Annotated in this window: 9 protein-coding genes; 4 read left to right on the top strand and 5 right to left on the bottom strand. The window is 62.9% G+C overall.

Annotated features, from left to right (window positions below; genetic code table 11):
• Positions 1 to 22: 22 nt before the first annotated feature.
• From AX735_RS01115 to ruvB, 3 genes are read left to right on the top strand one after another with little or no spacing between them, the layout of a single operon-like run.
• Positions 23 to 229 carry a type II toxin-antitoxin system HicB family antitoxin gene (locus AX735_RS01115; RefSeq protein ID WP_066274336.1) on the top strand — a complete coding sequence of 69 codons (207 nt, stop codon included), beginning with the start codon at positions 23 to 25 and terminating at the stop codon, positions 227 to 229.
• Positions 222 to 440: a type II toxin-antitoxin system HicA family toxin gene (locus AX735_RS01120; RefSeq protein WP_066274337.1), complete on the top strand. Its 219-nt coding sequence runs from the start codon at positions 222 to 224 to the stop codon at positions 438 to 440. Before AX735_RS01115 ends, AX735_RS01120 begins: the two co-directional genes overlap by 8 nt.
• Positions 437 to 1,459 carry a Holliday junction branch migration DNA helicase RuvB gene (gene ruvB / locus AX735_RS01125; RefSeq protein WP_066274342.1) on the top strand — a complete coding sequence of 341 codons (1,023 nt, stop codon included), beginning with the start codon at positions 437 to 439 and terminating at the stop codon, positions 1,457 to 1,459. The genes AX735_RS01120 and ruvB overlap by 4 nt, the downstream gene beginning before the upstream one ends.
• 3 nt (positions 1,460 to 1,462) lie before the next feature.
• Here the strand turns inward: ruvB and AX735_RS01130 are convergent, their stop codons facing one another.
• The 3 genes from AX735_RS01130 to AX735_RS01140 form a co-directional block, all read right to left on the bottom strand.
• Positions 1,463 to 2,551, bottom strand: coding sequence for a PepSY-associated TM helix domain-containing protein (locus tag AX735_RS01130; protein ID WP_066274344.1), 1,089 nt, complete (start codon positions 2,549 to 2,551; stop codon positions 1,463 to 1,465).
• A complete protein-coding gene (locus AX735_RS01135; RefSeq protein ID WP_066274346.1) occupies positions 2,551 to 4,719 on the bottom strand; it encodes a TonB-dependent receptor in 2,169 nt (722 codons plus the stop codon). The genes AX735_RS01130 and AX735_RS01135 overlap by 1 nt, the downstream gene beginning before the upstream one ends.
• A gap of 166 nt (positions 4,720 to 4,885) precedes the next feature.
• The gene (locus AX735_RS01140; protein WP_066274350.1) at positions 4,886 to 7,897 is read right to left on the bottom strand and encodes a TonB-dependent receptor domain-containing protein; all 3,012 of its coding nucleotides are present in this window, start codon (positions 7,895 to 7,897) and stop codon (positions 4,886 to 4,888) included.
• A gap of 314 nt (positions 7,898 to 8,211) precedes the next feature.
• Here AX735_RS01140 and AX735_RS01145 point away from each other — a divergent pair, with 314 nt between their 5' ends.
• Complete coding sequence (locus AX735_RS01145; protein WP_137775575.1) at positions 8,212 to 8,754, top strand: hypothetical protein; 543 nt, start codon at positions 8,212 to 8,214, stop codon at positions 8,752 to 8,754.
• A gap of 111 nt (positions 8,755 to 8,865) precedes the next feature.
• Here the strand turns inward: AX735_RS01145 and AX735_RS01150 are convergent, their stop codons facing one another.
• Together AX735_RS01150 and AX735_RS01155 are read right to left on the bottom strand one after the other, a co-directional pair.
• Positions 8,866 to 11,973 carry a TonB-dependent receptor domain-containing protein gene (locus AX735_RS01150; protein WP_082750859.1) on the bottom strand — a complete coding sequence of 1,036 codons (3,108 nt, stop codon included), beginning with the start codon at positions 11,971 to 11,973 and terminating at the stop codon, positions 8,866 to 8,868.
• A gap of 229 nt (positions 11,974 to 12,202) precedes the next feature.
• Positions 12,203 to 13,141, bottom strand: coding sequence for a M23 family metallopeptidase (locus AX735_RS01155; RefSeq protein WP_231749976.1), 939 nt, complete (start codon positions 13,139 to 13,141; stop codon positions 12,203 to 12,205).
• Positions 13,142 to 13,144: the final 3 nt, after the last annotated feature.

Consider the following 13,144-nt stretch of genomic DNA (forward strand, 5'->3'; position numbering starts at 1 on the left):
GCAGCTTAACAAGGACCAAGCCATGCAGGTGACCGCCGTTCTGACACATGCCGAAGAAGGTGGCTTTGTTGCCTTCAATCCGGAAACGGGTACCACCAGCCAGGGAGATAGTCTGGATGAAGCCATTGCCAATCTGCGCGAGGCGGTGGAAATCTATCTGGAAGAGTTTCCGATGAAGCTGACAGGCGCACCTCTGATCACGACCTTCGCCGTGCAGGAACATGCCTAAGCTGCCGGTTCTGTCCGGTCAGGATATCGTCAAGGCTCTGGAGCGGCTCGGGTTTGAGCCCATAAGGCAGCGGGGCGGCGACGCCGTCATGAGACGTGGAAGCCAAGGGACCGTCGTACCGCTCCACAAGGAAGTGAAGACCGGCACGCTGGCAGGCATCATCCGCCAGGCCGAATTGTCGCACGATGAATTTATCAAGGCTATCAAGTGACCACAGACCGCCTCCTCACCCCCGACCGCATCCCTGAAGACCAGGATGCGGCGCTGCGTCCGAAAACCCTGGGCGAGTTCATCGGCCAGGCGGCGGCGCGCGACAATCTGCGCGTGTTCATCGAGGCGGCGCGGAGCCGGTCGGAGGCGCTCGATCATGTGCTGCTGTTCGGCCCGCCCGGCCTCGGCAAGACCACGCTGGCGCAGATCATCGCGCGAGAGATGGGCGTGGGCTTTCGCGCGACCTCGGGCCCGGTCATCGCCAAGTCGGGCGATCTGGCCGCGTTGCTCACCAATCTCGAGGAAGGCGATGTGCTGTTCATCGACGAGATTCACCGGCTCAATCCGGTCGTCGAGGAGGTGCTTTACCCCGCGATGGAAGACCGCGCGCTCGATCTCATCATCGGCGAAGGCCCGAGCGCGCGCAGCGTGCGGATCGACCTGCCCGCCTTCACCCTGATCGGTGCGACGACGCGCCAGGGGCTGCTGACCACGCCGTTGCGCGATCGCTTCGGCATTCCGGTGCGGCTCAATTTCTATACGGTGGAAGAACTGGAGCTGGTGGTCAGCCGCGCGGCCCGGTTGCTGGGCCTGTCGATTGCGAAGGACGGCGCGACCGAGATCGCCCGCCGCGCGCGCGGCACGCCGCGCGTGGCGGGACGGCTGCTGCGCCGCGTGCGCGATTTCGCCAATGTCGCGGGCCATGCGACGGTCAACGCCGCTGCGGCGGATGCCGCGCTCACCCGGCTGGAGGTCGACAGCCTGGGACTGGACGCGATGGACCGGCGGTACCTCATGATGATCGCGGATGTCTATCGCGGCGGTCCCGTCGGCGTCGAGACGCTGGCGGCCGGGCTCTCCGAACCGCGCGACACGATCGAGGATGTGATCGAGCCCTATCTGATCCAGCTCGGCCTGATCGCGCGCACCGCACGCGGCCGTTGCCTCAATGCGCGCGGGTGGAAGCATCTGGGCCTCAACCCGCCCGAAGGATCGCAGGAAGGGCTGTTCGACCTGTAAGCCCTATTCGGCGGGAACCGTCTGCCCCGTGGCGACGCGCCGCGCGGTACGATTGCGGCGGAACCAGAAGCTCCACACCGCGAGCGATCCCAGCAGGCTCAGCGCCAGCCCGACCAGCGTCATGACCAGCCTATAGGCCAGCCCGCCCACCTTGGCCGCATGCAGCGGGTAGAAGGTGTTGAACGCCTGCGCAGCCCCCGGCAGCTTCAAGGCATCGCGCGCTTCGATCAGGCGTCCCGTGTCGGGTGCGAACCAGAGGGTCGTACGGCCATTGGGCAACCATTCTTCCGACTGCTTCATGCGCAAGGTGATCGGCTTGCCCGCCTCCTTTGGCAGGCTGAGGATGCGGATCTCGGCATCGGGGTAAAGTCTGCGCGCCGTGCCGATCATTGCGGCCCAATCGGGCTTTTCGGCGAGCGCGCCGACCTGCGCCTCGGGCGCCTTGAAGGATGCCTCTATGGTCGCAGGTGCCGATGGCCCCAGCACGAGCGCGGTCACAGGACGAAACACCATCGTCATACCGGTGAACATCACCAGCGCGAGCAGCGGCGCGAACACGATGCCGAGATCGCGATGATGGCGCAGGATGGCGGGGCGGCTCAGCCGCCTCGGGATCAGGCGGAATTCGAAGGTCCGCCGCGTGCGCCACCAGAGGATCACGCCGCTGATCACGAAGAACAGCCCGCAAAGCCCGGCAGACGCAGCGACGATCTCGCCAGTTTCGCCCGCGAGCAGATGATGGTGCAGATCGAACAGGAAGAGCTCGGGCCGCTCCCATGCATCGTCCCAGTGCGTGACGATGTTGCCCGCCTGGTCGGCATAGGCCCCCGCCTCTCTACCGAAAGACAGCCGGTTGAGCCCGAAGCTGTCCGTGGCAAAGCTAATGGCGCTCGGCCGCGCCGCCGGATCGGCCATCATCTGCTCGGTCGCCGCGATGATCGTGGGCGTGGCCTGCATCTGCGCATCATCGGCATGCGGCAGCATCACCCACGCATCGCGGTGGATCAGGATCGTCCCGCTCAACCCCAGTACCAGCAGCACCAGGCCGATCAGTCCGCCCGCCCAGCGGTGCAGCAGGTCGAGCGTCTTCATCAGAAGCGCATGTCCCAGGCGAGCGTCATCGTCCGCCCGCGCCCGGCGAAGAAGGACAGGTTGTCCGTCGGCAGCCGTACATCGCTGTTATAGTCGATATACTGGCGGTTGAAGATGTTCTGCGCGCTGAGGATGATGCGCCCCGGGCCGACATCATAGCCCAGATAGGCGTCGGTCAGCGTATAGCCGCCAAAGTCGTTGCGTGGGTCACGCACCAGGCCGTTGAAGGTGCGCGAGAAATAGACCTGGGTCTGCACCCGCGCCGATACCCTGCCCCGGTCGAAACTGGCAGCGAGGTTGAGGCGATCGGGCGAGATGTTGGTGCCATCGAGATCGGTATCGACCCGGTCGTCGCCATTGGTATCGGTGCGGCCCAGGATATGCGCATAGCCTGCCGATACGCGAAGCCCGTCGATCGGCAGCTGCACGCCCAGGTTGAGTTCCAACCCCTCGATCTCGATCCGTTGGCGCTGCACATCAAAAATGCCGTCTGGCCGCGCCACGAGCAACTGGCCGCGCGTGCTCGACGACCAGAAATAGGTAACGCTCGCATCGATCGGGCCGCGCTTCACCTCCGCGCCGATCTCGCGGTTGTTCGAGATGATCGGGCTGATGTCGAGGAAATTGTCGAGATCGACCCCCGGCGTGCCGATGGCGCGGGTGATGCGCCCGACATCGGGCACGGTAAAGCCCTCGGCATAGCTGGCATAGAGCCGGATGCTCTGCGCCGGTTCGATAATGACGCCGCCGTTGAACAGCACATCGTCGAACTTGGGGCTGCCGCCGTTGACCAGCACTCCGCCACGCGGGGTCGTGGTGGTGGCGATGGTGGTATAGTCGTCGATCTTGATCTCGACATTTTCCCAGCGCGCGCCGCCGGCAAGCCGGACCAGGCCATCGAACAGTTTGAGGTTCGCCTGGGCAAAGGGTGCGAGGCTGCGGAAGTCGGTGGGCGGCACCCAGATGCGGTCGGTGGCGATCAGCCGCTGCTCGGTCTTGTCGAACAAGGCGTCAAAACCGACGATCGCGGTCAGATCCTCGAAACCGGGGATCGCGCGTTCATAACTGATCTTGCCCCCCAGCTTGCGCGAACGGTTCTGCGACTGGTCGAACAATGTACCGATGGGCGCGATGCGCACATCCTGGAACGTCGCGATCGGGCCGAGCTCGCCACCAAAGGTGTCGCGGGTGCGGTTGAAGAAGATCTGGCTAACGAAATTGCCGCCGCCGAGATCAGTGTCGGTCAGCGACAGCGCAAGGCTCTCGGTGCGGTTGGCCGCAGGCTTGCCCGGCGGCGTGCCCTTGACCGCGCTGGTCGGCAGACCGGTCAGGCGGTTGCCTGCGACGGCGACATAGTCTCCATCGCCCTTGAGCTCGTAACGGCTGGCCATAAGGTCGAGCCGCGCGGTGGACGACAGGGCGTAACCGAAGCGACCGAAAAGCGAAATGGCGTCGGACGTCTGGGTTTCGCCCTGGGTCAGGTTTATGCCCACATTGCGACCGCGCGCGTCGTAGAACACTCCGCGCCGCTCATAGGCCGCGCCCACCGTCGCATCGAAGCGGTCGGCCTTGTACTGGACCAGGCCGGCGGCCTTGCCACCGAAGCCATCCGAGCGCAAATCATTGTCCGCCGTGCCCTGCAACAGCACGCGGCCCGAAAGCCCTTCCTGTTTCGGCGCGCCGACGGTGACCTGATTGACGATGCCGCCGGTGCCGCCGATGCCCTGCAGCGCGTTGGAGCCGTAGATCAGCTCGACCTGCTCGATGAAGAAGCCGTCGATGGTGAAGCCGTCGCGGCTACCGTCGCGCAGCGGCGTCGACTGGGGAATGCCGTTGATCGCATAGAGCGGCGAACGCCCGCGCAGAGTTTCCCCCGCCCCCGAGAGCTTTCCGCGCGTCGGCGAGAACGAGGGTGTCAGCGTTGCGACCGCATCGGTCACTGACCCGGACAAGATGATCTGCTGATCGAGCGCCTGCTTGTCGATGATATCGATTGTCAAAGGCAAGGCGCTGGGCGGCAGAACCGTGCGCGCAGCGGTCACGACGATCTCGGATTCGTCCCGCGGCGCCTCAGTGGTGGCATCGGCAGCCGCAGCATTGTCCTGCGCCAGCGCCGGAACCGATGTCATGGTCGCCAACAACGCCGGAATCACTCGAGAAAATTTCATCGCTCACCCCTTTTCTGGGGGAGCCTGTATCAACGCTCAGACGCTATTGCAACCAATTTGCATTAGCCTGCTTCCGGGCCAAAGCCTGCCCTGGCGAGACCCACAAACAAAAAGGGGCAGGTCTTTCGACCCGCCCCCAATTGTTTGGTACTGAACCCGGATGGGATCAGAAGCGCAGGCGAGCCTGCACGCCGAAACGACGGCCAAGCGCGTCGTAGGTCGACGGGAAGGTGTTACCCGAGTTGAACGCAACCGGACCAGCATCCGAACCCACGATCGGAGGCTTCTTGTCGAAGATGTTCTGCACGGTGAGCGTCACCGTCAGGTTTTCGAGCAGATCGAAGCGGGTCGTGATGTCGAAATAGTTGTAGGCCGGAATGGTGTTGAAATCTTCCTGGCTGGTGAAACCGATAGGCGCCGCACCGCAGAACAGGTTCGGCGAAGGAGTTGCACCGGCAGGACGCGGCTGGTTGCCGCATTCCCGAGCAGGATTGAAGTTTTCGAACGTCGAGCCATCCAGGTAGCGCCACAGCAGCGAGACGTCGACACCTTCGAAGCCGAGGGTGGTACGGACGGTCCACTGGAACTCGGGCTGAATGCCCTGATCGCAGTTCACGCTGTAGGTGCCGACGCAGTCACGGACGATATCCGTGGGGGTCGACTGGAAGGTGCGCTTGTTGGTCCAGGTACCGACGAACGCCAGCGACAGATCGGCAAATCCGATGTCACGACGATAGTTCATAGTCAGGTCGACACCGTCGGTTGCCAGGCGGCCAAGGTTCGACAGCGCCGTGAACAGACCAGGCGTGGTGGCCGGGTCACCGTTCAAACCACCGGTGATCGGATCACGACGGATGACAGTACAAGCCGGGTTCGTTGCGCTGGGCGCATTGAAGCAGGCGTCGAGTGCGTCGTCGGGCGACGGCGTCGTGATGGCGCCGGTGACCTTGATGTTGAAATAGTCAACCGTCATCGTGAAGCCGGGGATGAACGCGGGCTCGAGCACCAGGCCGACAGTATAGCTGTTCGACGTTTCCGGGTTCAGCGCCAGGTTACCACCGGTGGTGGCGTTCGCCTGGCCTGCGATCGGCAGGTTGATCGAGTTGATGTTGGCGAGCGTCGCGCCCTGAGCAAGACACGCGTCCCGCACTGCACCGGTCGGACCAGCATTGATGCGGACGCCATTGTCGTTGATCGAAGCGCAGGGATCGCGCGTCAGGCTGGTCAGGCCGGTATTCTGCGGCGAGAACAGTTCAGCGATGTTCGGAGCACGAACTGCACGAGCATAGAAACCGCGCACCTTTGCACCGGTCACCGGAGTCCAGCTGCCGCCGACCTTCCAGGTCGTGGTGCTGTAGCCCGATGCGCCAACGGCATCGATGCCATAATCCGAATAGCGGATACCGGCTTCCAGCGTGAGGTCTTCGAAGAACGACTTGCCCTGCACGATCGGAACGATGATTTCACCGATCGCTTCATAAACGTCGAAGCCGCCATCGACGTTCGGCTGCGCGCCACCGGCACCGCCGAGATCACCCGACTGCGCCAGGGTATCCGACGAGATCTGCGCGGTATACTTGCGATATTCGCCACCGACGGCGAACGAAATCGGGTCGGTCGCCCAGGGGCTGGCAACACCGAAGTCACCGCTGATCGTCGCACGTGCCTGAGCCAGCGTGGTCTTGGTCTGCACGGTCGATTCACCGACCAGGTAAGCGACCATGGCGGGGGTGAGACCACCGACCTGCGGACTGAAGAAGTTGGCAGGAACGCAAGCAGCGTTGCCGCTCAAACAGGTGGCAGTGTTGGTCGCCAGCAGCGAGTCACGCACACGCGAGTTGAGCGTGTAACCCTTGATGGTCTGGACCTGGTCCGACTGGCCGTAGCTGCCGAACACGTCGAAGTCGATCGTGTCGGTAATACCGCCGCGAATGCCCAGCTTATAGTCGAACACGGTGTTCTGATAGTTCGAGATACGCGGACCTGCTTCCACAGCGCGGCGGAACAGCGCGGTGGTCACGGTGCGATAGTTGGGGTCAGTCGGATTGACAGCGGTTGCAGCAGCAGCGCACTGCGCAGCGGTCAGCGACTGGATACCATTAACTGCAGCATTGAAGTCGAAGTTGTTACAGAACTGGTTGCGGATACCAGCCGGCAGGAACGGGTTGCTCAGCGGGATGGTCACGCCGATACCGAACGCGCCCGAGGGTGCGATGATGGTGTCGACCGTGTTCTTCGAGAAAAGACCGCGGGTATAGACTTCAATACCATCCGACACTTCGTACTTGGCCGCACCGAAGATGTTGAAGCGCTCGAACGGCGTCTGGAAGATGTTGTCCGGAGAGAAGTTGAACGGCGCATAGGTCGGAACCAGGGTGTTGCCCGTGGGATCGATCTGCAGCGTGCCGAGCCCAGTCACGGTCAGACGCGAAGGAACCGAAGTACCCGAACCAGCGCCAGCACCGCTGACCGAACCGATCGTGTTGCGGCCAATCTGACGGTCGCCCTGATACACGGGATCGGCGGTCTGATAGCCAACGCTCAGCACGACGTTACCGCGGCCATCATCGAAATTGGCACCGGTCGTCACGTCGAAGCGGACGGTGTGACCATCGCCCTGCTCGGTGATCTGCGACGCAGCGGTCGCTTCGAGACCAGCGAAATCCTGACGCGTGATGAAGTTGATGACACCCGAGATAGCGTCCGCACCATAGGTGGTCGACGAACCACCGGTCAGCACTTCGACGCGCTCGATCAGCGCCAGCGGAATGTTGTTAAGGTCGAAACGACCCTGGAGTTCAGCGGGAACAACGCGCGTGCCGTCCAGGAGGACCACGTTGCGGTTCGATCCCAGACCGCGCAGGTTGACGAACGAGTTACCGCCGTTGCCGTTGTTCACGGCAGAACCGATCGAGGGGACGATACCCGGGATTTCGCGAAGGATTTCTTCAGCGACGTTCGACTGCAGCAGGTCGATTTCGTCGGCCGAAGTCACGTTCACCGGCGCAGCGCGCTCGATGTTCGGGTTCGAGATGAGCGAGCCGGTCACGACGATGGTCGAATCGCCCGAAGCAGCCTGATCCTGCTCCTGATCCTGCGCGAAGGCAGGCGTTGCGAGCGATGCTGCACCGACGAGGAGGCTGGTGCCAAGCAAGCTCAGCTTAAATTGCGTCTTCATGTGGTATTTCCCCTTGATCGCCCCGCCGCGCAGGCATGGCTAAACCCAGTTCTGGAGGGTCTCTATGGCCCACCATTGCGCTGGTGTAGGGCAAAGCACGAAAGCTGCGCAACCTTGGATGGCGGAAATTCAACGCTTTTCCGCCGAATGTAGCATAAAAGTCACACGTCCTTCATGCCGCTGCCGCATCGCATTGCCATAGCGCCGCGCCCTGACATCGGTGGCAGATTCCGCCCCGCTGCCAAAACCGTTTCCCACATGGGCGCCGGGTGGTTTATGCGTTGCGGCCCGATCAACAGTCGAAAGAGCAGGAAATGAGGCAGGGAAGCAAGTTCATCACCGGCACGATCATGGTTGCCAGCCTTTTGGCCACGCCCGCAGCCGCGCAGGATCGCAAGAAGTCGCCCCCTCCCCCCAGCCCGGAACTGTTCGAAGCGCTCAACGCCTGTCGCGGCATCGCGGACAACAGCCAGCGCCTTGCCTGTTTCGACAGTGCCTCGGCCAGGCTCTCGGCGGCCGTCGATTCCAAGCAGATCGTGGTGGTCGAGGAGAAGGAGGTCCAGAAGACCAAGCGCTCGCTGTTCGGTTTCCGCCTTCCCGATCTTTCGATCTTCGGCGGCAATGACAATGACAGCGAGGAGGACAAGACCCTCGTCACCACCATCAAGAGCCTGGGCAAGGCACAAGGCGGCCGCTGGAACATCGGCATACCCGAAGGGGCGGTCTGGCAGACCACCGAGGCGATGACCTACAATCCCGAAGTCGGCGATCAGGTCGAGATCAAGGCCGGCGTGATGGGCGGCTATTTCCTGCGCGTTGGCAAGAAGCGCGCTGTGCGCGCCAAGCGGGTGGAGTGACCTGACCGACATCATCCGGAACGAAAAAGGCCGCGCCTCCCGAGAGGCGCGGCCTTTTTCGTTCCGGTCTGCGCGATCGCCCATGCGGGCAATCGCGCAGGCCAAAAGCCATCAGAACTTGGCTTCCGCTCCGACATAGAAGAAGCGGCCGATATTGTTGTAGATGCCCGAACCGGCGCCGGTGCCATCCAGGCCCAGAGGCGGCTGGCGATCGGTGATGTTGTCGATGCCGCCGTAGATACGGAACCGATCATCCACGTCCAGACCGGCGCGGATATTGTGGTATACCACGCGCGGATAGAAGTCGCGGGGGAAGGCATCCGGATTTTCCGGCGGACGACCCTGAACCGAGCGAACAGCTTCGATCTGGGCGGTGATTGCCATCTTGTCGATGAACTGCATGCGATAGCCGATATCGAACTTGCCGAAGTCCATGTCGACATTGAAGTTCGCTGCCCAACGCGGATCGCCCAGCTCCAGCAGCTGCTGGTCGATAAATTCAGGACGATTGATGTCGGTGAAGTTATCGCGGCGGATGACATAGGTCACGACCGCGCGGAGGTTCAGGCGAATGTCTCCATCGACTGCCGTGTAGCTGATATCGGCATCAACGCCCTCGGCAATCTGCTTTGCGAAGTTGAACGGCCCCGAGAGGAATGACGCATCGTTGGGACCAACGTCGTAGTTGACGGTGCCGCCGCCGACATTCCGATTCTGCTGGCCGCGGAACGTGCCGTCGGGACGACGGAAGACCGCTGCGCAGAACGGGTTGTTGATGCCGCCCGGGGCGTCATAGCACTGATTGATGATTGTCTGCGGCGCGAGCGAGAAGATCACGTTGTCGATGGTGATGTCATAGTAGTCGACCGACACCGTCAGCCCCGGGATGAAACGCGGCTGCGCAACCACGCCGATGGTGATGCTGTCCGAACGCTCTTCCGACAGGTTCGGGTTGGAACCATTCAGACCGCGAATACCCGACGCCGGGATGTTCGTGAACGGAATGGTGACGCCATTGACAACTTCCGTCACCGGGACGCCGGCTGCAGCGCAGTTGCGGACGCGGTTGGGGTTATTGTTGATGTTGTTCTGACCGCAAGGGTCGACCAGGCCGTTCAGGAAGGTCTGGCTCGGTGCTGCGAACAGGTCGTTCTGGGTGGGAATACGCACCGAGCGTGCATAGCTGGCGCGGAAACGCAGATCCCGGACCGGGGCCCAGACGCCGCCTACATTGTAGGTGTAGACGGTCCCCGAGTTGCCGATATTGTAATCGGCGATACGGCCTGCGCCCTCAAGCGACAGTTCGTGGAAGAACGGCACTTCCGAAAGGATCGGGATACGGATTTCGCCGAACGCTTCGTAGCTCTTGAGCCGCGGCGGATCGAACACAGGGATGGCGTTCAGGAACGTCGCGCCCGAGCGGGTCAGCGCATCAAATGCCGAGAAGGCGGTTTCATCACGATACTCGCCACCGATCGCAAAGCTGACCGGACCACCGGGCAGTTCGAACAGCTGCGAGAGGTCGCCTGCGACATAGGCCGTGGCGTTGATCTGCTCGGCGCTCTGTACGCGCGTCGAATCGACGACGAAATAGTTGAGAGCCGCCTGGGTCGGCTGTCCGTTTCCGAACAGGTTGACGGGCACGCACGACGGATCGTCATTGGCTGCCGTAGCATCAGCGTTGATGCCGCAGACGATCTGGCCTGCGGCATTGCGCACCGCATTGATCGCGTTGTTGTACCGCGCGACATGCACGTTGCCCTCGGTACGGTAGAACGATTCGAAGCGACCGTAGTTCAGGGCGACTTCATACTTCCAGTCGTCATTGAACGTGCCCTCGAAACCACCGACGATGCGGAAGGTTTCGCGCTGGTGGTCTTCGCCGCGGCCGCCAAAGTCGACGTTGAAGCGCTGGGCGGTGAAGGTCGTTGCACCCGGCGCCAGCGACTGGACAAGCGTGTTGCGCGCCTGGGTCGTCAGGAAGGCGTTGTTGATGCTGAAGGTGTTGTTGAAGAAGGTCGGCTGACCTTCCTGGATCGCATTGATGCGGACATATTTCGCTTCGAGGAACGCCCGGAACGCTTCGCTGAACTCATAGCTGGCCAGCGTGTTGACCGCGATGCGCTCAATCTCCGGATTGAGCTGGCCGGTCAGGCGCAGCGTCGAACCCAGACCACCCTGTGCGTTGGCCGATCCAACGGTGCGGAAGTCCTGTGCGACTTCGTTGCGCGCCAGCGTGCCATCGGGCAGGAACACAAAGGTGAAACCGAGCGGCTGGCCGGTATTGCTGAGCAGGCCGTTGCAGTTCAGTGCACGGCGGGCGGCATTGGCAGCTGAAGCAGGAGTAGGGCAGGTCGAAGTATACAGACCGCCTTCCGAAATGTTGTTGTTGCGGATACCGCGCAGGAAGGTGTTGTCCGGAATGCCGTTGCCGGCTGCCGGTTCGCCGATGGTGTTCTCGGTCAGCTGGAACTGGCTACGGCCCGTGAATGCGCCATAGACGGAGTCGCGGTCGGTGTAATAGACATCGTTGGCGAAACCGTATTCGACGTTCACCGCAACGTTACCGCGGCCCTCGGCAAAGTTTTCACCCGCAGTCGCCGAAACGAAATAGGAACCACGGTCGCTCTCGCTCGAGATGCCACCCTGGGCGCGGAGGCGGAAACCTTCGAAGTCGCGCTTCATGATGAAGTTGACCACACCGGCCACGGCGTCAGCACCGTAAACGGCAGCGTTGCCGCCCGTACCGATATCGACGCGTTCGACCAGATCGGTCGGAATGGTGTTGACGTCGACGCTGGTCGGCGTGCCCGGCTGCGACGTGATGTGACGGCGCCCGTTGACCACTACCAGCGTACGGTTGGTGCCCAGGCCGCGAAGGTCGAGCAGGTTCAGACCGGCGGTGCCGATGAAGCGGGTCGAGTTCGACTGGGAAAAGGTCGAACGCAGTGCCGGGAGATCATTGAGCGCGTCGCCCAGGGTCACCTGGCCGCCCGCCGCAAGATCAGCAATGGTGATCGAGGTAATCGGCGAGGGCGAGTCCACATTGGGACGTTCGATGCGCGAACCGGTGACGACGATGGCGGAAGCGTCGACTTCATCCGAAGCCGCTTCCTGGTCCTGGGCATCCTGTTCTTGGGCAAATGCGGGGGCAGCGGTCAGTGCCATCCCCAGAACGACCGGAGCGACCCCGGCAAACAGGCGTGAAGAAATTCTCATGTGATGCAACCCCTGTGCGGTTATGTGCAATGCGCAAAACTAAGGCGCTCAGGGGCCGACACGCAGCGAAATGACACCCGTCGGTCTCCCCAGACCTTGGCTTCAGCTAACTGCCGGTTCCGCTGGATGTAAAGCGCGAGGGGGGTTTATAGGGCCAGTTTTACGCGAACCTGTAACATGAACGCCACATTTACCGGTCGTTCAGGAATCGTTGCGAAATAATATTATTTCATTGCGCCATGGGACCCACCAGAAGTTGCGGGTCGATCCGGGCGTCGTTCCACTTCATGCTCCAATGCAGGTGCGGTCCGGTGGCCCGGCCCGTTGCTCCGATTCGCCCGATCTGTTGCCCCTGGCGCACCGTATCGCCGAGCTTCACATCGATCGCCGACAGGTGCAGGAACGCGCTGTTCAGCCCCATGCCATGATCGATCATCAGCAGGTTGCCCTCGAGCGAGAAAGGCGTCGGCGCGGCGAGGATGACCACGCCGTCCGCGGGCGCGACGACCGGCGTCCCGACGGCACCTGCGACATCGACGCCGCTATGGAAACTGCCCGGTTCACCTGCGTAGATGCGCTGCGATCCGAATATGCCCGAAACGCGGCCCGTGGCGGGCCAGATGAACTGCTGACGCCAGCCTGAGCTGTCCGATTGCCGGGCGCGCGCCGCCTCGATCATCTCTAGCTCGGGCTTGCGCCGCGCCATGAATGCTTCGCCCGGCACCCCGCCGCGGGCGGCAACGGCGACGAACTCGCGTCGCCACGCCCGGGGTTCGATCGACAGCGGTTCGGTCACCACCTGCCCGTCGGCGAAGGTCACGGTCAGCACCCCGAGTGGCGGCGCGTCGCGGTTGAAACCGAGCAGGAACGCACCATCGGGCGCGACCGGCACCTGGACGCCGTCGAGATCGAGCGCGGTCACGCCCCGGGGCGCGGTGCCGCGCAACAGGGCACCCTGCACCGGCGAACCACTCAGCCTGATGCCGCTCGGCAAGGGCCGGATTGCGCCAAAGGGCCGGGTGAGAAAATCCGGGCCGCTCGGCGCTGGCGCGGCCGACTGTGGCGGGGCCGTCGAATGTGTCGGCGCAGGTGATGGCTGGGATTGCGCCAGCAACGGGGCAGTCGCCGCCAGCAAGATCGAGCCGGCGAACGTCAGCGCCCCCCGCACGCG

The organism is Blastomonas sp. CCH1-A6 (assembly GCF_001556365.1).
GTDB classification, from domain to species: Bacteria; Pseudomonadota; Alphaproteobacteria; order Sphingomonadales; family Sphingomonadaceae; genus Blastomonas; species Blastomonas ursincola.